This is a genomic window from Neolewinella lacunae (genome assembly GCF_014349155.1).
Classification (GTDB): domain Bacteria; phylum Bacteroidota; class Bacteroidia; order Chitinophagales; family Saprospiraceae; genus Neolewinella; species Neolewinella lacunae.
Window position 1 is genome coordinate 17320 of the sequence record NZ_JACSIT010000152.1, and the last position, 21293, is coordinate 38612.

The 21293-nt window shown below is 58.7% G+C and carries 13 protein-coding genes; 4 read left to right on the plus strand and 9 right to left on the minus strand.

Translation table 11 applies throughout. The annotated features are described in order from the left end of the window. The first annotated feature begins 224 nt into the window (after positions 1 to 224). The 3 genes from H9S92_RS18930 (at position 225) to H9S92_RS18940 (ending at position 4026) form a co-directional block, all read left to right on the plus strand. Positions 225 to 1652, plus strand: coding sequence for a sensor histidine kinase (locus H9S92_RS18930; RefSeq protein WP_187468267.1), 1428 nt, complete (start codon positions 225 to 227; stop codon positions 1650 to 1652). A gap of 30 nt (positions 1653 to 1682) precedes the next feature. Next, positions 1683 to 2426, plus strand: a complete 744-nt coding sequence (locus tag H9S92_RS18935) for a response regulator transcription factor (protein WP_187468268.1) — start codon at positions 1683 to 1685, stop codon at positions 2424 to 2426. Between the two features lie 229 nt (positions 2427 to 2655). Further along, entirely contained in the window at positions 2656 to 4026 is a 1371-nt protein-coding gene (locus H9S92_RS18940) for a D-alanyl-D-alanine carboxypeptidase (protein WP_187468269.1), read from the plus strand. 133 nt (positions 4027 to 4159) lie between these two features. Here the strand turns inward: H9S92_RS18940 and mnmG are convergent, their stop codons facing one another. The 9 genes from mnmG to H9S92_RS18985 form a co-directional block, all read right to left on the minus strand. Then, positions 4160 to 6025 carry a tRNA uridine-5-carboxymethylaminomethyl(34) synthesis enzyme MnmG gene (mnmG, locus tag H9S92_RS18945; RefSeq protein ID WP_187468270.1) on the minus strand — a complete coding sequence of 622 codons (1866 nt, stop codon included), beginning with the start codon at positions 6023 to 6025 and terminating at the stop codon, positions 4160 to 4162. Positions 6026 to 6183: 158 nt separating this feature from the next. Then, entirely contained in the window at positions 6184 to 7272 is a 1089-nt protein-coding gene (gene recA, locus H9S92_RS18950; RefSeq protein ID WP_187468271.1) for a recombinase RecA, read from the minus strand. 349 nt (positions 7273 to 7621) lie between these two features. Beyond that, positions 7622 to 12340: a T9SS type B sorting domain-containing protein gene (locus tag H9S92_RS18955; protein ID WP_187468272.1), complete on the minus strand. Its 4719-nt coding sequence runs from the start codon at positions 12338 to 12340 to the stop codon at positions 7622 to 7624. Positions 12341 to 12690: 350 nt separating this feature from the next. Continuing rightward, the gene (locus H9S92_RS18960; protein ID WP_187468273.1) at positions 12691 to 14070 is read right to left on the minus strand and encodes a sigma-54-dependent transcriptional regulator; all 1380 of its coding nucleotides are present in this window, start codon (positions 14068 to 14070) and stop codon (positions 12691 to 12693) included. Positions 14071 to 14130: 60 nt separating this feature from the next. Beyond that, entirely contained in the window at positions 14131 to 15309 is a 1179-nt protein-coding gene (locus H9S92_RS18965; protein WP_187468274.1) for an ABC transporter permease, read from the minus strand. Between the two features lie 52 nt (positions 15310 to 15361). Beyond that, the gene (locus H9S92_RS18970) at positions 15362 to 16690 is read right to left on the minus strand and encodes an ABC transporter permease (protein ID WP_187468275.1); all 1329 of its coding nucleotides are present in this window, start codon (positions 16688 to 16690) and stop codon (positions 15362 to 15364) included. A 148-nt stretch (positions 16691 to 16838) separates the two neighbouring features. Beyond that, complete coding sequence (locus H9S92_RS18975; protein WP_187468276.1) at positions 16839 to 17504, minus strand: ABC transporter ATP-binding protein; 666 nt, start codon at positions 17502 to 17504, stop codon at positions 16839 to 16841. A gap of 45 nt (positions 17505 to 17549) precedes the next feature. Further along, positions 17550 to 19073 carry a TolC family protein gene (locus tag H9S92_RS18980; RefSeq protein WP_187468277.1) on the minus strand — a complete coding sequence of 508 codons (1524 nt, stop codon included), beginning with the start codon at positions 19071 to 19073 and terminating at the stop codon, positions 17550 to 17552. A 30-nt stretch (positions 19074 to 19103) separates the two neighbouring features. Next, a complete protein-coding gene (locus H9S92_RS18985; protein WP_187468278.1) occupies positions 19104 to 20351 on the minus strand; it encodes an efflux RND transporter periplasmic adaptor subunit in 1248 nt (415 codons plus the stop codon). Positions 20352 to 20685: 334 nt separating this feature from the next. Here H9S92_RS18985 and H9S92_RS18990 point away from each other — a divergent pair, with 334 nt between their 5' ends. Further along, positions 20686 to 21162 (plus strand): hypothetical protein, encoded by a 477-nt coding sequence (locus H9S92_RS18990; protein WP_187468279.1) that lies wholly within the window; start codon positions 20686 to 20688, stop codon positions 21160 to 21162. Positions 21163 to 21293 lie beyond the last annotated feature (131 nt).

A 21293-nucleotide genomic window follows, 5' to 3' on the forward strand; every position in this document is an offset into this window, starting at 1 on the left:
CTCAGAAAAGATGAGGAGCAAGGGAAGACCGCCAGGACTGTCCCTCACCCTTTTAGATTGATCCTGCGCCCGCCCCGCCTGCGAAGCGTTTAACCCTATTCCGCCCGATTCGTTACTATTCTTTTAAACCCTGGCCTCCTGCACAAGTTTTTCACCACCAACGGCGTAATATGCGGTGCTTTAAGGCTTAGCCGCCTTCGCTTCTTCACCGTGGCCCCCCTTACATGAGTCAAAAAAACATTTACCTGATCGTTGGCCTCATCGTCATTTCGCTGCTCGGCGTACTGCTCTTGCAACTCGATATGATCCGTAAAGGGATGGACGTCAACGCCCAGCGCTACGACGAAGCCGTGCAAGACGTCCTGCGCTTCGTCGCCGAAGAACTCGAAGACAAAGAAGCCCTGGAAATCAGCTACCTCACCAACTCTGGTTACAACAACTCCGACGGAACCTCCGCCATCCGCCCCGGCGAACTCACCCGCCAGCTAAAGCGCTCCTCGCCCCTGCTCAACGGCAACATCCAGTTCAACGAGTCCTATTCCTACCGCCTCAAACTCCAGACCCAGTACGCCGCCACCGACCTGGCCGACCGCATCGACCGGAATTTTCTGGATCGCAAACTCCAGTCCGCCTTCAAAAATGCCAAGCTAGCCGGCAGCCTCGAATACGGCGTCTACGACAGCCGCAACCACGAGTTCATCATCCGCAACGGCCGCCTGCTCTCCGCCATGGGCGCCGATACAACCCGCCATCAGGATCTCCTGCGCAGCAAATACCGTGTCTCCCTCTACGATGGCGACAACGAAGTCCCCGGCTACCTGCTCGCCTTCAGCCCCGAAAAGGAAAGCGTCATCTTCAGCTCCATCTGGGGCAACCTCGCCGCCAGCGTCCTGTTCGTCGGGCTCATCCTCGGCTGCTTCGTCTATACCATCTACGTGATCCTCCAGCAAAAGAAACTTTCGGAGATGAAGACCGACTTCATCAACAACATGACCCACGAGTTTAAGACGCCCATCGCCACCATCTCCCTGGCCACCGACAGCATCATCAGCCCCAAAATTTCCTCCGATCCCGAAAAGGTCAAACGCTTCGCCAACATCATCAAACAGGAAAACAAGCGAATGAACAACCAGGTGGAAAAGGTCCTCCAAATGGCCAAACTCGATAAGTCCAAACTCAACCTCAACCTGACGGCCGTAGACCTCCACCAAACCATCGAAGAAGCCGTCGAATACATCTGCCTCCAGGTCGAACCCCGCGGCGGCACGGTAGAAACCGAACTGCTCGCCGACCCCGCCATCGTCGAAGGCGACCTTACCCACCTCTCCAGCCTGATCAATAACCTCCTCGATAACGCCAACAAATATTCGCCCGACGCCCCAAAAATCCTGGTCTCCACACGCAATGTTCCCCGCGGTGTAGAGGTTACTGTAAAGGACCACGGACTGGGAATGACCCGCGAGGCGCGAAAAAACATTTTTGATCGTTTCTATCGGGTGCATACCGGAGATCGACACGATGTTAAAGGCTTCGGCCTCGGCCTGTCCTACGTCAAAACCATCACCGAAATTCACAACGGATCCATAACCGTCAAAAGCGAATTGGGCAAAGGGAGCAGCTTTATCGTAACTTTTCCCTACCGCCAGGAATAATTATTTGTTACAAAGAAAACCGACCAGACCATGAGTGAAGCTACCCAATCCGTCGCGCCCAAAGTATTATTGGTGGAAGACGACCAAAACTTCGGCGATGTGCTGCGCTCCTTCCTAGAAGTACACGACTACGACGTCACGCTGGCCACCGATGGCCTGGCCGGCTTCGAAGCTTACCGCAAAGGCAAGTGGGACCTCTGCATCTTCGACGTCATGATGCCCCGCCTGAGCGGCTTTGAACTGGCCAAAAAGGTCCGCGAAAACGATACCCAAACGCCCATCGTTTTCCTCACCGCCAAGGCCATGAAAGACGATGTCCTCAACGGCTTCGAAATCGGTGCCGATGACTACATCACCAAGCCCTTCAACAGCGAAGAGCTCCTGGCCCGCATGAACGTCATCCTCCGCCGCACCCAGGCTCCGGCCGATCCCAAAGACGAACAAGCCGAGTTCTCCTTCGGCGAGTTTCACTTTAACTACCCCTTGCGCATCCTTACCCACACCGCCGGCAAGGGCGAAAAGGCCAAAGAAAAGTTGAGCCCCAAAGAAGCCCAGCTCCTGCGCCTCTTCGCCCTCAACAAGAACAATGTCCTGAGCCGCAGCGAAGCCCTCACCAAAATCTGGGGAGAGGATAACTACTTCACTGCCAGGTCAATGGACGTATTCATCACCAAACTCCGCAAGTACCTCAAGCCCGATGAAGACATCGAAATCGTCAACATCCACGGCAACGGATTCCAGCTTTTGGTCCGCAACGAGCAGGCCGAAGCCTGAGCCCAGGCGTTTTTTTTGGGCCAGGTTTTACCTGAAGCCCGAAAATTCTTTACATTTGGGTCACCTTAATGATTTTGCGCCCCCGCGGCGCACATCGCTTTAGTTTTTGGGATTATGATTTATGGGCCGTCCCGCTTTCGAGCGGGATGGCTTCTTTGTTCCTACCGGGCCCATTCCCACCCCACGCTTTTTTTCCGTCTCCTCCTGAACGACCGATTTACTTCCCAAAATGACCCGATTCATTCCCTTTCTCAAGGCCGTATTTTGCCTTGTCTTGCTGCTGCTTATGGCGCTGCCGCAGGTGCAAGGGCAGGTGGACGGCAGTGCCCGCACCACCCGCCAGCTCGAGCTACTCGTAGCGGAGAACGAAGTCTTCGCCCAGGCCCACACCGGCTTTGTCTTGTACGACCTCGCTACCCAGGCCCCCGTCTACACCCACCAGCCCGACCACCGCTTCGTCCCCGCCAGCAACGTAAAACTCCTGACTTTTTTCGTGGCCCAACGCCTCCTCGGCAACCGCACCCCCGGCCTCTTTTACCAGGATTTCCCCGACCGTACCGAAGTCTGGGGAACGGGCTACCCCCTTGCCCTCCACCCCGATTTCGCAGCGTACGACGAACTCCGCCCCTGGCTGCTGCAAAGGACCAAGCCCCTCGTGCTCAATTTTCCCACTGACGCCGGTGCCGTCCCCCGCTACGGCGCGGGCTGGAGTTGGGACGATTTCAACGACGCCTACGTCTTCGAACGCTCTGCCTTCCCCCTCTACGGCAATAAGCTCTACCTCGATCTTTCCCCTGTCGACGCCGAAGGCCGGCAAATCCTCCTCGGCTCCCCGCCTTCCATTGCCGCCAGCCTCCAGCAGAGCACCCAACGCGAGCCCCTCATCACCCGCTCCGAATTTGGTAACGACTTCACCGTCGGGGCTAATTTTTTCCATCCTTCCACCTTCCCCATCGAGCGGCCCCTTCACCTCACGCCCTACCTGATCGCCAACGAACTGGCCAGCGCCTACCCCCAGGTACGCGTCAGCTCCGGCCAGTTGCCTTACCCCCCGCCCCCGCAACTCAGTACCCTGGAGGTTTCGCTCCCTGATACCATTTACCGCCGCCTGCTTCAGGAGAGCGACAATTTTCTGGCCGAGCAACTCCTCCTGCAGGCCGCTTCCCAACGTTATTTCCTCCCCGACGCCGAGCTCATCCTCGCCTACGCCCGCGATACCCTCCTGCCCAGCATCGGCATCAAAGACATCCGCTGGGCGGATGGCAGCGGACTGAGCCGCTACAGCTTGCTTTCTCCCCGCCACTTCGCCCAGGTACTAATGGCACTGGACCGGGAGGTGGGCCGGGAACGTCTCCTCAGCCTCCTCTCCGCCGGCGGAGTGAGCGGTACCCTCAAGAACCGCTTCGATGGCCGCTCAGAAACTTACGTCTGGGCCAAAACCGGCACCCTCCGCGGCGTCAGCGCCGTCAGCGGACTACTTAAAACCAAACGCGGACGCTGGCTGGCCTTCAGCTTTTTACACAACAATTTTGTGGGCACTTCCCGACCCTACTTCATCCAAATGGAGCGTACCCTCGAATGGTGCTACGATAACCTTTAAGCCACTGACTGCGCCAGTGCCCCTTCCCCCTTTAATCCCTTCCCCCTTTCTCCTTTGATCCTTTCCCCCCTTAATCCCTTCCCCCTTTCTCCTTTGATCCTTTCCCCCCTTAATCCCTTCCCCCTTTAATCCTTTACCTACCCAGGTGAATGAGCAACACGCTAACGTCGGCCGGACTGACCCCACTGATCCGGCTGGCCTGGCCAATGGTAGCGGGCTTAAGGTCATTGAGTTTTTGCCGGGCCTCTTTGCTCAGGTTGGAAAGCGTTTCGTAGTCGAACGCAGCGCTGAGTTTGATGCCTTCCAGGCGGTTCATTTTGTGGACGGTCTCGCGCTCCCGGTCAATGTAGCCTTCGTACTTCATGGTCACCTCCGCCAGGTTTAGGATCTCGGCATCGTAGGGCGCCAGGAAGTTGGCCAGGGCGGGCAGTTCCCGGGCCAAGCCGGCAAGGCTCATCTCCGGCCGGGTAAGTACGGAAGACAGCTTCACGCCTTGCTTCAGGGGAGCCGTTCCACTGGCCGCTAAAAAGCCATTCAGTTGGTCGGGGGAAACGCTGTGGTTGCGGAGTTCTTCCTGAATGGCCGCCACGCCCCGCCGCTTTTCGTCTACCCGGGCCATTCGGGCGTCCATATTTGCCACGCCCAAGGCCGCAGCCAGCGGCGTGAGCCGGAGGTCGGCATCGTCCTGCCGCAGCAAGATGCGGTATTCCGCCCGGCTGGTAAACATGCGGTAAGGTTCTTTGGTGCCCTTGTTGATGAGATCATCGATGAGCACCCCGATGTAGGCCTCACTGCGCTTCAGCACCACGGGCTCCCGCTCCTGTACTGCCAGGGCGGCGTTTATCCCCGCCATCATGCCCTGGCAGCCCGCTTCTTCGTACCCCGTTGTGCCGTTGATCTGCCCGGCGAAGTATAGGCGGGGCACCCGGCGGGTTTCCAGGGTGGCATTCAACTGGGTAGGCGGAAAGAAGTCATACTCAATGGCGTAGCCGGGGCGGAACATTTTAGCGTTCTCAAATCCCTCAATCTTGCGCAGGGCCTTGTACTGTACGTCTTCCGGCAGGCTGGAGCTGAAGCCATTGACGTAAATCTCGCAGGTGTTGCGTCCCTCCGGTTCCACGAAGAGCTGGTGGCGGTCGCGGCCGGCAAAGCGGTCGATCTTATCTTCGATACTGGGGCAGTAGCGAGGGCCCAAGCCCCGGATGCGGCCATTGAACATGGGGCTCCGGTCAAAACCTTCCCGCAGGGTAGCGTGGACGGCCTCGCTGGTGTAGGTCATGTAGCAAGGCAGTTGATCGCGCAACTCCGGCGTATCGGTGTAACTGAAGCGGCCGGGGTTCTCGTCGCCCGGCTGGATTTCCATGCGGCTGTAGTCCAGGGTACGCCCGTCAAGGCGGGCGGGAGTGCCCGTTTTCATCCGCCCACTTTCAAAGCCCAGTTCCACGAGCTGTTCGGTAATGCCGCTGGCGGCGCGCTCCCCGGCCCGGCCGCCACCAAATTGCTTTTCGCCGATGTGGATGATGCCGTTGAGGAAGGTTCCGTTGGTCAGTACCACCGATCTGCCGGGGATTTCCAGGCCGAGACCCGTACGGACCCCCGCTGCCCGGCCGTCTTTAAGCACCAGCCCCGTCACCATCTCCTGCCAGAAATCTACGTTGGGGTGGGCCTCCAGCTTTTCTCGCCAGTTCAGGGCAAATGCCATGCGGTCACTCTGGGCCCGCGGGCTCCACATTGCCGGACCCTTACTCATATTCAGGAGGCGAAACTGCACCATCGTCTCATCCGTGACGATACCCGAATAACCTCCCATGGCATCAATCTCCCGCACAATTTGTCCCTTGCCTACTCCCCCCATTGCCGGGTTGCAACTCATCTGGGCGATGGTCTGCATATTCATCGTAGCCAGCAGCACCTTAGCCCCCAGATTGGCGGCGGCAATAGCGGCCTCACAACCGGCGTGGCCAGCACCGACAACGATGACATCGTAGGTTGGAAACATAAAGTATTGATCTGTATGGAGTTGACTAACGCGCTAATGCGCCGCAAAGTTACGGGATTGCCCCCAGACCCACCCCCAAAAAAATGCCCGTCTTCCCCACAGCGGAGAAAGACGGGCAGTACGCGCTGGGATTATTGCGCAGGACGAAATGGACGGACCTAAAAGTCTTCCGCTTCCACTTCCACATCGGCGTGTTTGCCTTTGCCATTGCGGGCAGCGCGGGGCGTACCCTCTTCGTCCAGGCCCATCAGGCGGGCTTTAATCTTGGCCTCGATCTCGTCGGCCACCTCGGGGTTATCCATCATGAACTGCTTAGCAGCCTCGCGGCCCTGGGCAATTTTGGCGTCGTTGTAGGCGTACCAGGCCCCTGACTTTTGCAGGATGTCTTCGTCTACGCCAATGTCAACAATCTCACCCGTCTTAGAAATGCCCTCGCCGTACATGATGTCGAACTCCGCCGTCCGGAAAGGAGGGGCCAGTTTGTTCTTGGCCACTTTTACTTTGACGTGGTTGCCCACCACGTTGCCTTCTTTGTCTTTGATGGCCGCGCCGGAACGCCGGATGTCAATCCGCATGGAGGCGTAGAACTTGAGGGCATTACCCCCTGTGGTCGTCTCCGGATTGCCGAACATGACGCCGATCTTCTCCCGTAACTGGTTGATGAAGATGCAGCAACAACCCGTCTTGCCAATGGTGCCCGTCAACTTCCGCATCGCCTGCGACATCAGGCGCGCCTGCAGGCCCATCTTACTGTCGCCCATCTCGCCTTCGATTTCCGCCCGGGGAACGAGGGCAGCAACGGAGTCAACCACCAAAATATCTACTGCACCCGAACGGATGAGGTTTTCGGCAATCTCCAGAGCCTGCTCGCCATTGTCGGGCTGGGAAATGAGCAGGTTGTCAGTATCCACCCCCAGGTTCTGGGCGTAAAAACGGTCGAAAGCATGCTCCGCATCCACGATGGCAGCAATGCCCCCCCGCTTCTGGCATTCGGCAATGGCGTGAATGGCCAGGGTCGTTTTACCCGAAGACTCCGGGCCGTAAATCTCAATGATCCGCCCCTTAGGGAAACCACCGATGCCCACCGCCACATCCAGGCCCAAAGAGCCCGTGGGGATGGCTTCCACGTTCGCCGCCTGGCTCTCGCCCAAACGCATGATCGTACCTTTTCCATAGGCCTTGTCCAGACGGTCGATCGTCATCTGGAGCGCCTTAAGCTTTGCGGCGGTATCTTTATTCTCTGCCATGGTTACTGCTGTTAAAGGATTGCTTTTGTTTTGTGATAGTGCAAATATAAACACTAATTCATTCTCCCGCAACAAGTTATTGATAATATTCCTCAATAATTTTCACATTATGACTATAAGTGCATTTTTTACACTTTTTTGCGTATAAAAAATGTTTGAAAATTGAATTTTGCTCTCCTGCGGGCGGGAGAACAAGCGCGCTTTGGTGCCAATCCTTGCTTTTTGTCCTTTGCCGCGCACCTGCGGCCGCGCCCTACCCGTCGGAGGCACCGCGGGTCTGCACAACAAAAAAGCCACGAACCCGGGCTGGATTCGTGGCTTTTGGAGCCCGGGTGGGCCTTTTCCTGCGCTAGCGCAGTACCGTGACGTCTCCCCGGTAGAGCAGACGGGCATCGTCGAGGAACTCTACTTCAATGACGTAGACGAAGACGCCAGGATTCACTGTTTTGCCATTCTGGCCTTCGCCTTCCCAGAGTTTGATGCCGTCCAGGCAGTTCGGTTCGAGGTTATCGGCCTGAAAAACGACGCCGCCCCAGCGGTCAAAGACCTGCACCGAACGCACGGTACGCACGCCCTGGCAAGCGAAGATGCGGAAGTCTTCGTTGCGGCCGTCGCGGTTGGGGCTGAATACGTTGGGAATGTAAACGTTGCGGTTGGCGTCCACGTCAACGAAAATGTTGGCGAAGGCCTGGCAACCATTGGCGTTCGTTACCCGGAAGGTATAGTCGCGGCTTTCGAAGGGGAAAAGCATGGGGTTGCGGACGGTATCGGAGCTGAGGAAGTCGGCCGGCGTCCACAGATAGCTGTACACATCACCAGCGGGGCTGATCAGCGGGTTGAGTTGCGTCAGGCTATCCCCCAGCTCCACGGTGATCTCACTGGGCAGATCGATCAGGATTTGCGGTGGCTGGTTGACACTGAAGGTCTGCTCGGCCGTACAACCCACGCTATCGAAAACAGTGACGAGGATTTCCCCCGCAAACGCACTGCCCACCTGGCCCACGGGAATACGGAATCCGTCGTTATTGACCGAGAAGGTAAAGTCGGCAATGCTGGTTGAAGTGCCCCCAAAAGCGGTGTCGATCAAAACCGGCGTCGTTTCCCCGAAACAGAGCGGCTCCTCGATGGGCAAGACGTTGAAGGTGATGCCCTCCGGCTCGCCGATGGTGTAGCTGACGCTGTCCTGGCAACCTTCTACGTCGGTTACCGTCACGCGGTAAGCGCCCGGAGCTAAACCATTCGCCGTGTCGTCGTTGCCTCCGGCTACGTTGCCCGACCAGGTGTAGGGCATCGCCGCAAGGTTGTTGTTATTGACGCTGCTGACGAAAACGCTGATGCGGCCGTTCATATCGCCCGCACAGCGGACCGTTGGCGTGGTCGCCACCGGGTCGATGGAAAGCGTCAGCGGGTCTGGCTGGCGGATGGTGAAGTTGATGGGGGCGGGAGAACAGCCGTTCTCGTCCGTCACCGCCACCGTATACATCGTCCCGGCGGGCAAGCCCGTAATGGTATTGCCCACTTCCGGGGAACCTGACCAACTGAAGGCATAAGCTCCGGTGCCGCCGGTGACGTTGAGCGTAGCCGTACCGTCGGACAAGCCATTGCAGCTCACCTGGGTGGTGACGAGGTCAGTGGCAAAGTCTTCGGGCGCGCGGATCGTATCGGTGAAGGACGCTGTACAGACACCATCGGTCACGCGGACGGTCACGGGCCCGCGGCGCAGGCCGGATTCGGTGCTCTGGGTGGTACTGAAGTCGGCCGTACCGCTGGTCCAGAGGAAGTCGAAGGTGCCCGGCGTACCGTCGGCGTATTCGGCCAGGAACGTCGCCTCGCCGTCCATCGTCTGGTCGTCAGGGCAGCTCACCGGGGTCAGTTGGAACTGGCCGGAAATCATCACCGGATCAACCAAAACAAAAGTGGTATCGAAGGGAGGCAAACAACCGTTGCCATCGGTAATGGTCACGGAGTAGGTGCCGGCCGTAAGGCTTAGCAGCGTAGGATTCTGTACCGGGGCGGCCAGGGGGTTGGTAGACCAGACGTAGTTGTAGGTTCCATTGGCGTTGGGGGTGCCGCCCCCGGGATTGAGGAAAATGCTGCCGTTGGCATCCCCCGGGCACTGCGGGTCGGTAGCGACAAAATCGCGGAGGAACACTTCGCCGGGGCTGACGACGGTGCCGACCTGGAAAGAAGAGCAGGCGTTTGAAGTCACCACCTCTACGGCGTAGTTGCCCACGGGCAGGTTGTTCTGGGTCGTTGGTCCCGTTGCCACGGGGCTGCCGAGCGTATTGTCGGGATTGAGGCGGTACCAGGTGATGGAGGTGATGGTTTCGCCCTGGGGCGGAACGGCTACCACGGTCAGTTGGCCATCCACATCTCCGGGGCAGGAGATGAAGGAAGTGTCAATGGGGTTGATTTGCGCGCCCGCAGGTGCAAGGATCCGGAAACGAGCAGTGTCCGTACAGCCGTTGAGGTCCGTCACGATGAGCACGTAGTTGGTATCGGCACTCAGGCCCATCAGCAGGTTGCCGGGGGTAAGGGTATCCAGCGGCATGTCGAGGCTGTCGTTTACCCAACGGTACTGGTAAGGGGCCGTGCCGCCCGTGACCGTTGCCTGCGCCGAGCCGTCCATGCCCACCGTACACGTTTCGTTGCGGAGGGTAAGCGGATCGGCAATTTCAAGCATTGGCGGCTGGAAAACCTCGAAAGTGTCCGTCGTTTCACAGCCCGCCGGATCGCTATCCCGCAGTACCACGACGTAGCGGCCCACGTCAAGCCCCGTGAAGGCAAAAGGCACGCTGTTGTTGGTAATTTCCTGCTCCGCACCCGTATTGAAGGGGTTGAGACTGATCAGGCGGACAAAATAATTGCCCACCGGAGGCGCCCCCGTAGCCGTGCCGTTAACGCGAATGACCCCGTCGGCTGCCCCGAAGCAAGAAACACTGTCCTGGCTGGATACGATGAACAGCGTTTTGAGGGCATTAACCACAAAGTTGGCCGTATCGGCACAACCGCGCGAGTCGGTCACAAAAACTTCGTAGGCCCCGGGCAGGAGGTTGTTGCGAATGGAACTCGTCACGCCGTTGTCGGAGCCCAGTGCCCCCGGCCATTGGAAGGTGTAGGGGCCGGTGCCGCCGTCGGCAGTGATGCTGATCGATCCATCGGGAACTCCCGTACAGGTGGCACTGCTGACGGCGTCTGCGGGGTTATCAGGGCGTACGCGCACGTCCGAGGGTTGGGCCAGGTTGCCCGTGTCTTCACTGCGGCAGTTGCCGTTGGGGCCGGTGACGGTTACCGCGTACTGGCCGGCAGGGAGGTTCATGCGCACGTCACCCGTTTCGTTGCTGTTGGCCCAGATGAAGGTGTAGCCCTGGGAAAGCGGATCAATTACTTCAACGCCGTTGGCCAGTACTACGGCCCGTACCGAACCGTCTCTGGTGCCGTTACACGAGGGCGAAAGTTCCACTTCAACGTTTACGGCGAGGTCCAGGCCGGCTTCCACCTCAATCGTGTCGATCGTAACCTGCCCGTCGGCGGATACTACCTCGATGGCGTACTCTGCGTCGATCAGTCCATTAAAGAGGGCCGTGGCAGGTTGGCCCATGCGGGTTTGGGGGTCGCGGAAGTTCGCTTCGGGCATGGGCAGGATGCGGCGGATGGAAAACACAAAGGGATCCCGGGCCCCGGAAGCGTTGGCAGTGATGCGCCCGTCGTTGTTGCCTACGCACGTCTCGTTGGTGCGGCTCAGCGTAACGAGGAAGGGCTTGGAAGTGACGGAAATCGCACCGGGGTTCCGGCCGGGCTCGCCGATGTCACCATTGGGCCGCGTATATTCCGAGGCGATGGTTCCGGGGCCAGTGGCAAAGTCGAGTGGACTTTGCCCGTCCAAAGGCCCGATGATCGTGAAACAAAGGTTGAAGAGTGGTTGATCGGCCGGGATGGTTGAGGCACCCGAAAATACCCCATCGTAGATGATGCGCACCAGGCCTTCGGGGCGGTTGCCTCCGCTGCTCGGCGGACCGTTAAATTGGACGGGCGACGTCAGCAGGGGGTTAATGTCCCGCAATTCATCAAAACGCAGGATGGCGGGGTCAAAGCCTAGTTCAAACTGAAAACCGAGCACATCGAAGAAGTTCTCCGCCGTGACGGGGACGCAGATGCTTTCCCCGGGTAAGCCGGTTGCGAAGGGGAAAGTAAAAATGATGGGCTGGGGGCAGCCAGCGGGGTGGGTAACGGTGGTAGACTGCAGGGGGCAGCCGTGGACGTCTTCGATTTCGATGCTGTAAGTGCCCGCACTGGGCACCTGGTAGCGGACTACGGCGTCGTGGACAATGTCGGCCGCAGGCGTAGTGATGGCCGCCCGCGCTCCCGTAGCGACGTTGCGGATGGTGATGCTGTAGCCCGGGCCACCGCGCAGCTCGGGAGTGCCGCCACGGACGTCAAAAAAGCCTTCGCAGTCGGCCGGGTTGCTGTTCAGGTTCGCAACGGTGATGGGGTTCAGGTAGGCAACCTGAAAGGATTGGTCCGTAGAAACATTAACGCAGGAGCCGTTGGGCGTGCCTTCGTAGATGGCTTCGCCGGTGCTTAGGTCTGCATCGTCAAAGGTGATGGGCGCGAGGGTGAGCACCACGGGAGTGGGTTGCCCGCCGACCGGGAAGAGGGCCGGAATGGTGTTGCTGCCCGTTCCACCGTTGTCTACGATGTACGTGTAGTTACCGCTTTGGTAGTTGGCGGGGACGCCGACGGAAAGTTGGTCGAAAGGAGGCAGTCCGTTATCGGCTACGCAGGGGTCGGCGGCAATGTCGCCCAGCGTTGGCCCCATCACCGTAGGCCGGCAGTTGTAGAACGCGTAGCCCACGCCAGGGGTGGTAGCCGGGTTGGGGTCTCCGCCCAGATCAATGGTGTTGTTGAAAAGCGTGACGCTGAACTGGTCGCCGGCACACAGGAAGATGGTATCCGGCCGACTGCCGTAGGGCAGGGTTGCCGAAACGGGGAGGTTATCTCCGAAGGTGTTGCTCTGAAGCTGGAAATTACCAAAGTTGTTGATGTTTCCGGCGTCATTGCATTCCATTTTGAATGGCGAGCCGGCCCAGCCTTTGGGCAATTCGGGTAACTGGACACTTACCGGTCGCTGTGCAAACAAGCCCAGGGGCATCAGCAAACAACAAATCAAAGCGCAGCGCGTGGAAAAAGGGAGCGGATAACCGTGAAGCATACGGGTCAGATTCAGTTCTTGGGGTCTCCGAGGGATGGAGACATGAAGCAAGCATCCGGAGGGGAATCCTCCGAAAAGACCGCAAAGGTACAGCCTCCCTAACGTAGCTGGGCGGGTAGAAAGTGCGAAGTGCTGTTGTTAAAAGATGCCTAAGGGCAATCCCCGCTATTTGGGCCTGCTCGGCCTTCCGGTCGGAGGGGCTTGGTTCAGGGTGTAATGCCGTATTTTTCCAGGCGGCGGTAGAGTGCGGCGCGGGTGAGGCCGAGCTCGCGGGCGGTGGCGGTGATCTCGGCGCCGTTGCGGGCCAGCGCCGCCCGAATCATGCGGATTTCCATCTCCTCGAGGGTGATGCCGCCGAGGGCCGGTTGGGCCATCCGCCCGGTGTCGCGGGATTGGCGATCGAGGTCTTCGACCTGGATGACGTTGGCGGGCGCGAGGATGGCGGTACGCTCCATCAGGTTTTGCAGCTGGCGGATGTTGCCCGCAAAGGGCTGATGGCGGAGCCATTGGATGGCGGCGGACCCGAGTTGCAGGGTGGGCCGGTCGTAGCGCTTGCGGGCGCTGGCCAGGAAGTGCTCGGCCAGCAGGGGGATGTCTTCCGGCCGTTCCCGCAGCGGCGGCAGGTGCAGGTGGATGAGGTTGATGCGGTAGAGGAGGTCTTCGCGGAAGGTGCCAGCGGCAACCATAGCGTGGAGGTCGCGGCTGGTAGCGCTGATGATGCGCACGTCGGTAGTGCGGGGCTTACTGTCGCCGAGGCGTTCGTACTGCCGCTCTTGTAACACCCGCAGCAATTTAACCTGGGCGGCGGGGTCGAGGTCGCCGATTTCATCGAGAAAGAGGGTGCCCCCTTCGGCGAGTTCGAAGCGGCCTTTGCGGTCGGCGCGGGCATCGGTAAAAGCTCCTGCTTTGTGGCCGAACAACTCACTTTCGAAGAGGCCGGCCGGTACACCGCCGAGGTTGACGGCCACGAAGGGCCTGGCTGCCCGGCGGGAGGCGGCGTGGATGGCTTCGGCCACCAGTTCTTTGCCCGTTCCGCTCTCGCCGGTGATGACCACGGAGGCCTGGGTGGCGGCTACCCGGCGGGCCTGGTCCAGGACGGCCAGCAAGGCCGGAGCCTTGCCGATGATGCCGGAGAAGGTATCGACCTCCATCGCTCCCTCGTTCCCTTCCCCGGCACCTGCGGCCGCGCCCCCGTGACCAAAACCGGGCGGCAACTTATCCACCTGAATGGCTACGGCGTTGAGCAACTCGCGGTTGTCCCAAGGCTTGGCAATGAAATCACGGGCCCCCGCCTTCATGCCTTCTACGGCCAGTTGGACCGTTGCCCAACCCGTCATCTGGATAACCGGCAGGCGGGGATAGGCCGCCAGGATCCGCTTGAGCAAGCCCATGCCGTCTTTGCCGCTGGTATCGATGGTGAAGTTCATGTCCAGCAAAACCAAAGCGGGCCGGTGCTCGGCGATGGCCGGCAGGGCATCCGCCATGCGGAACACGCTCTCGGCCCGGTAGCCCGCCCGCCGCAACAGCAACTCCAGGCTGGCGGCCACCATGCGGTCGTCATCAACGATGAGGATGGTATGGTTCATGAAGCGGGAAGTTAGAACAGTGGAGTAAAAGGACGAAGGGTAAATTACGCGGAAAGTGCCTTATTCCTCGTGCAAAACCTCGGCGGGCTGCAAAGCCGCCGCCTGCCGGCTGGGAAGCAGGGAACAAAGGACCACGATGAAGAGAATGGTGAGGATGGCCCCAACAATGCCGTAGTAAAAGTACTTCCCGTCGATGGGCAGCAACTCCAAAAACGGCACCTGCACGGCAAAGAAGGCACCCAACACCAGCGCCATGCCGGTGACGATGAGCATTTCGCCCACAAACTGCCCCGTCACCTGCCCATTCGTAGCGCCCATTGCTTTGCGCAGGCCAATTTCCGCCCGGCGGCGGTTGATCTGGGTAAAGAGTACCCCGAACAGGCCCAGGGCGATGTTGATGAGCAGAAAGCCGGAAATGACGATGAGGATGATCATCGGCAGGACAATGTTGCGGTTGGACTTGATGCGGTCTTTGGCCATGTCCCAAATCACTACGTCGGTATTTTTGGTATGCCCCACAAGCAGGTTGTAGACGGGTTCTTCGATCTCGGCCAGGGTGCCGGGCGTGAAACGGACGATGAGCATCTCGAAGGGATCGTCCTGGGCCAAACGTTCAGGCTGGGCAAAAAAGGAAAGGGGGAAGTTTTCGGCAAAATTGCTCTTGTATTTGAAATCGCTCGTTACGCCGACGATTTTGTGTTCGCCGTCGAGATCAATGATGCTATCGACCAGCGTAGTGACATTGGGGTAGTAGCGTTCTTTGAACTCGCGATTGACTACCATAGGGAGGTATTTGCCTTTGAGGTCACTTTCGTCGAACCAGCGTCCTTCCAGCATGTCCACCTCGGCGGTGTTGGCAAAGTGTTCATCGACGAACATCATCTGTGTGAGAATGTGCTGCCCCCGGACCATCGATCCCGTCTGCCAGGTGCTGCCCCCGAAAGGATTGACGGGGCCTACCCAGGTAACTGCTTCGATGTTGGGCATGGCCAGGAGATCCTGGCGAATGCGCTCTTGGGCGGCCAGAACCCCCAAGGAGTCCAAATCGTCGTTCAAGTCCATCCGCACCCCCATACTGTTGGCGTAGTTGAAACCCAGCGGGGAGCTGTAGCGGTTGAGGTTGTAAAAGATGAAGGCATAAACGCCGAAAAGCACGATGAAGGCCAGCAGGATTTCCAGGAAAATCATGCTGTTGGCCCGGCGCTTGTTCCACATTAATTTCAGCAGGTGACGAAACATGGTGGGAGATATTTTTTGTTGGGAGGAAAAGGGGAGGCGAGGGAGTACTGGGTTAGCGTAGCGACTCCGCCACGTTGGTCTTGCTCATCCGGTAGGCCGGCAGGATGCCCGAGAGGAAGCCGAAAATGATGATGACCAGCAGGAAGTAGAGGAAAACCTGGTAGGAATAGGAAAGGCGGGTGATGCCCAGCAAGTCGTTGGCATTGATGTAAGCAATCATGCCTACGGCAAAAGCCATACCGATGGCTCCCCCGATGAAGGTGAGGATCAGGTTCTCGAAAATGAACTGGTAGAGGATATCGCGCGAGTTGGCTCCGAAGGCTTTGCGCACCCCAATCTCACTCTTGCGCTCGTAGACCCGGCTGATGTTCAGGTTGACCAGGTTAAGCAGCGGCAACGCAACGAAGAGCAGGATAAGAATGCCGATGGGGATAAAGAGCATCCGCACGGCTTTTTTGGCGTCCCTTTCCCCCAACAAGCCCTGGGCGTAACCCGTAATGAAGGGCGCGTTGAACAGCTCCAGCGCATCGAAATATTCTTCGCCAGACATGTCATAGTTCTCCGCCAAAAAGTTGATTTCTTCCTGAAGCGCTTCCCGCTGGCCAGGGCTGGAAGCGAGCAATACGGCACTGAAGCCGCCGGAAAGTTCGTCACTATTGAGTTCGCGGGGGTCAACGTTGGTGATGGGCATGTAGATGTCCCCACCAAACAAAGGGCTATCCGTCAGGGGGCGGGCTACGATGCCCCGCACGCGGTATACCGCCGTGCCCAGGTCCATCTCCCGCCCAATCACACTGGCGCTGGCTTCCCCGAAGTAGGCTTTGGCCGCCTTGTCGGTCAGTACCACAACTTTGCTCGCTTGCGCATCGTCATCGGCGTTGAGCGGACCGCCGTAGAGGAAGTCGAAATCGAAAATCTCCCAGTAATTGGCGTTGACGTAGTAGGCCGCAAACGAAAATTTTTGCCCGTTCAGGTAGCCGTCAATGAAGGCATTGTCGTTGTAAAAAGCATAGTTCTCCGCCGCCTTGAAATTGGTGAGGTTCTTCGTCACGAACTGGTAACTCATCGGCCCGTTGGAGGTGGAAACCACATCATCTTCGTAGGTCTCGGTCGTATCGTAGCGCACCTGCCCGTTATCCATAAATACGGTATCCACTTTCGTGATCGTATCCGTTTCCGTCCGCGTACGTTCCAGGCTGGGGACAAGCACGAGGCGGTCGCGATTGGTTAGTGGCTGGTTGGCACCCAGGGTAGCGTCAAACAGGGAAGTGAGCAGCATCAGGATCATCAAAGTGAAACTGATACCAAAAAGACTGATGAAAGTATACAGCGGCTTGCGCTTGAGGACCTTGAGGGCCAGGAGGAGATAGTTCTTGATCATAGTTCAGTAGTCTGGTAGTTCAGTAGTCTAATAGTTCATAGTCTAGTAGTGCAGTAGTTCAGTAATCTGTAGTTCATAGTCTAGTAGAGTAGTCTAATAGTCTATGTCCCGGAAGCAGAACTCCTCTATGAACTACTGAACTACTGAACTAACTCACCCTTTCCCCGTCGCTAAGCCGGATAAGGCGGTGGGTTTTGCGGGCCATGCGGTCGTCGTGCGTAACCATCACGATGGTGGTGCCGAGTTCGGCGTTGAGGCGCAGTAGGATGTCCATGATCTCGTCGCCCATCCGGCTGTCGAGATTGCCGGTGGGTTCGTCGGCCAGGATGATGTTGGGCTGCCCCACGATTGCCCGGGCAATGGCTACCCGCTGTTTTTGGCCGCCCGATAGTTGGTTGGGGAAGTGTCCGGCCCGGTTGCTGAGGGTGACGTGCGCGAGGGCCTCCAGGGCCATGCGTCGGCGTTCCTTGCCGCTGATGTTGCGGTACAGCAGCGGCAGTTCTACGTTGTCCACCACCGAAAGGTCATTGATCAGGTGAAAACTCTGGAAGATGAAGCCCAGCTGTTCGTTGCGGAATTTGGCGATCTGCGTACCGTTGTAATTCGTGATCTCCTGGTCGGCCAAAATGACGCTGCCCGTGCTCGGCTCGTCAATCAGGCCCATGATGTTGAGCAGCGTCGATTTGCCGCAGCCCGAAGGCCCCATGATGCTGAGAAATTCTCCGGCCGGGACGCTCAGGTTCAGGTTTTGCAGGGCCAGGGTTTCGATGGTGTCGGTCCGGTAGGACTTACTAACGTTCTTTAATTCGATCATGACAATTGATTTTGGATGTGTTCCGTGGTTGTGCCGAGGGGCTGTTTATTCGCCCAGTGGGGCGTTGTTAATAAAGTCCCACAGCGTCAGCCGGGCGAGCCGGGCGTAGGTCTGCCAGTAAGCCCGCAGCGTGGCGGCGTAGGCGCGGGTGTTCTGGTCGCGAAACTGCTGGGCCAGCGTCAGTTCGGCCAGCGGGATGGCGCCCAGGGTGTAGCTTTCCTGGCTGATTTCAAAGCGCTCCTGCGCGAGGTCGCGGATGGCGGTGGCCAGGCTCAATTCTTCCTGCACCGTTCGCCACTGTTCGAGGAGTTGAAGAAGCTCCGAGTTGAGGTCCTGCTCCGTACGCCGGGCAATTTCCCGCGTCAGCGTTTCGGCCGTGGCGGCGCGCTTGGTCAGGGCTTTGCGCTGGCCCCAATCCAGAATGGGCATGGTCAGGTTGACGCTCACGATGCGCTCGTCGCGGGGGTCCGTATAGATGGGCGCCAATTCCTGGTCGTTGCGGATGAAGCCGAAGCTGGCCTCGATGTCGATACGGGGCCCAAGGTCGCGCCTGACCCGATCGACCTCCCGCTCTGCTTCCAGTGAGCGTTGGCGGACGGCGAGCAGTTCAGGACGGCGGGCATTCATCAGGGCCAGGGCTGCGGTGGCTTCGATGTCGCTTTCCACCTGGGCGTCGGGCAGTTCCGGACGCAGCAGTTCCTGGGCGTAGGGACGGCCCAGCAGTTGGTAGATGGCTGCGGAGGCCGCCGCCACCAAGCGCTCGGCGCGCAGCAGATTCTGCTCGGCGCTGGTCAGCTCCAGGCGCAGCTGCACCAGGTCGCCCCGGTTGATTTTGCCCAGGGCGTAACGCTCTTCCGCTACCGTGAAAAGCTGCTCGTTGGCCCGTTTATTGGTTTCGGCGATGCGGCGCTCCTGGTCGGCGTCAATCAGGTCGAAGAAAAGGAAGGTGGCCTCCAGCGCAGCGGCGGCTTTGGCTGCGGAAAGTTCGCGCTCGCTCACTTCGCGTTGCAGGGGCAGGAGGCGCCGGTCCCACTTCCAGGGATTGAAGGCCAGCAGGGGTTGGAGGAAGGAAAGGCGCAGGGGCGAGCCGTTGTAGCCCTTGTTGTTCTGGGCAAAGTTGTCCGTCCGTTGCAGGCGGCTTTCCAGGCGCAGCACGCCCCCCGTACCCGCCAGGCGCTGGGTGGCAAAAAGCCCTACGAAGCTGTTGTTCAGCTCAATTTCCCGGAAGGCTACCGTGCCATCGTCCTGGGTGACCTCCGTACTCGTTCGGTAGTAGTTGGGCAGGTTGGCCACCAGGTCCAGGCGGGGCCGCAGGCTGGCTTCGAAGGCGCTCAGTTCCAGGTTGGCGGCCTGCAATTCCTGGCGCGCCATCAGTACTTCCAGCGCCATTTCGCTGGCCGTGCGTTGCAACTCCGTGAGGCTGATGCGGGTGACCGCTGGCGTTTCTTCCTGGGCGCGGCCGCAGGTGCTGGCCAAGGTGAAAAGAGCAAGGAAGGCCCAGCCCAGCACCCTCGCCCGCTGTCCGCGAAGGTTCCCACTTTGGTGTAATCGTTCCACTATTTTTTCCATGCTTGAATGCTGCTTTTTGCCGCCGTGGCTTTATTCGTTGATCTTGAAAGCACTTACGCGCTCCAGGTCTTCGGTTGCGGAGATGATGATGCGGTCGCCGGGTTCGAGGCCGCCAGTGATTTCTACAAAGTCGCCGTTGCGCAAGCCCGTACTCACCTCCGTACGCACGGCCTCCTCGCCGCGCAGGACGAAGATGGATTGCTGCATTCCGCCCCGGAAGGCTGGCCCGTTGCGCACCCGCAAGACGTCTTCCCGCCGGTCGGTAATCACGTACAACTCGGCCCGCAGGTTAGGGCGCAGGTTTTCGTTGCTGGGCTCGTCCAGTTCCACCCGGAAGCGGAGGGTGTTGTCCGTCACCTCCGGCAAAATGGCCGTAATGTGGCCACTGAGTTTGGCTTTGGGCAGGCGCAGTTCCACGGGCAGGCCTACGCTGAGTTGCTCGGCCATGCGGTCGGAGCAGCTGCCCTCAATTTTGTAACTGCCCAGATTGGCAATCCGCACCAGCGGCGCACCTTCCTCCACCCGCTGCCCGATGTTTTCGTTGACCCAGGTGATGACCCCCGGCCGGGGTGCCCGCACTTCCGTTTCCCGTAGTTTCCGGCTCAGCTGTTGCACCTCTTTTTCTTCCATCCCCACTTCGAGTTGGAGCTGCCGTTCGCGGCCGGCCAAACTGTTGCGGCTGTAGGCCAGGGCATTGTTGAGTTTTTCCGATTCCAGCTTGGTGATGCGGACGGCCAGGTCGGCCGCTTCCACTTCTTCTTCGGTGGCACCACCTACTTTCAGAAGCCGCTGGGCATCGGCCAGGCGGGCCTCCGCGGCAGCCAACTCCAGGGTTTTGATCTCGGCGTCGTAGCCCAGGTCTTTGAGGTCGCGCTGGTACTCCAGCTTCAGCAAACCGATGTTGTTTTCCTTGAGTGCCAGCTGGTCGCGCCGGCCGTCCAGCTGCAGGCTCACGTAGTTGCGGTCCAGGGTCATCATCAAGTCGCCAGCCTTTACTTCGCTGCCCGTACGCAGCAACACGGAGGCAATGTTGGTCCCCACCGAAGCATTGATCTGCTCCTCAAAAGCGGGCAATACCAGCGCCGTCGCATTTACCGTGTTCAGCACTTCGCCGCGTTCCACGGTGGCGAAGCGGAGTTTGTTTTCATCGGCAGAAGGACGCAACAGACGTAAACCAAAATAAATGCCTGCCAGCAGGCACAAGATCAGCAGGCCCCATTTCAGGATGCGGCCGTTGCGGCGTTTGGCGATGGTGCGGGTATCAATTGTACGGTCCATGCCAGTCTGCCTTCCAGAACCGTGCCAAAAAATTAAATCAATGAAAATCAGTATTTTATAAATATACAAAAATATGCAATTGTCCGAAAATGGACACCAGGTGCCCGAAAAGCGCACACTTATCGCTCGCCGTCCTCCTACGAATCCACTAGCTGTTGCCACGTCCAAAACGAACATCGGCGCTTGCGGAGGGCTTCTAATTGGTAGAGGGGCGCACCGGAAGCATACACTGCCGGCTGCCCATTTTCACTCTGGAAGTTTTCAGACACGCTCTTACCATTTCTTTTTTACCGCCGCCCATCCAGACGCGAACCAAATCATCAAATTACCCAGCATGAAAACCATTGCCATCCGTTACGGACTCCTCTTTTTTGCCTGCCTCCTGCTCATCTTTGGCATAAGCCACCTGGCAGGCTTTAGCGAACGGTATGATTTTCGTTTACTCAATTCCGTAGCGCACATTATAATCCTATACTTTGCCATCAATCGCCTGCGCGTTACCCAGCCAGAAACGGCCCAGAATTACGTCAGTGGCGTCGCCCAGGGGATGTACGCCGGAGGCATTGGAACCCTCTTGTTCGCGGTGTTTATTACCATCTTTATGCTCTTTAATCCCGGCTTTTTGGTCAGTATCCAGGAGGCCACCGGCTTTGGTGAAGCCCTTACGCCCATTATGGCAGGGTTTGTCGTATTCCTGGAGGGCATTGCCGTGAGCCTCATCGCGTCTTACCTCATCACCCGGTTCGTGGACATGCGCATGGAGGATAAATCCCGCGGGGCGGATTACGCCAGCCGGGGTACGGAGCAGTAGCCCTGGGGGGAGATAATCTTCCCCCACTGCCTCATGCCGTTCATTGCACCTGCGGCAGCGCCCCGGGATGTATTAGAAAAAGGATTCTCCCGGGTTCAGGAAAGTGCAACATCGTCTTATTTCCGACCCCA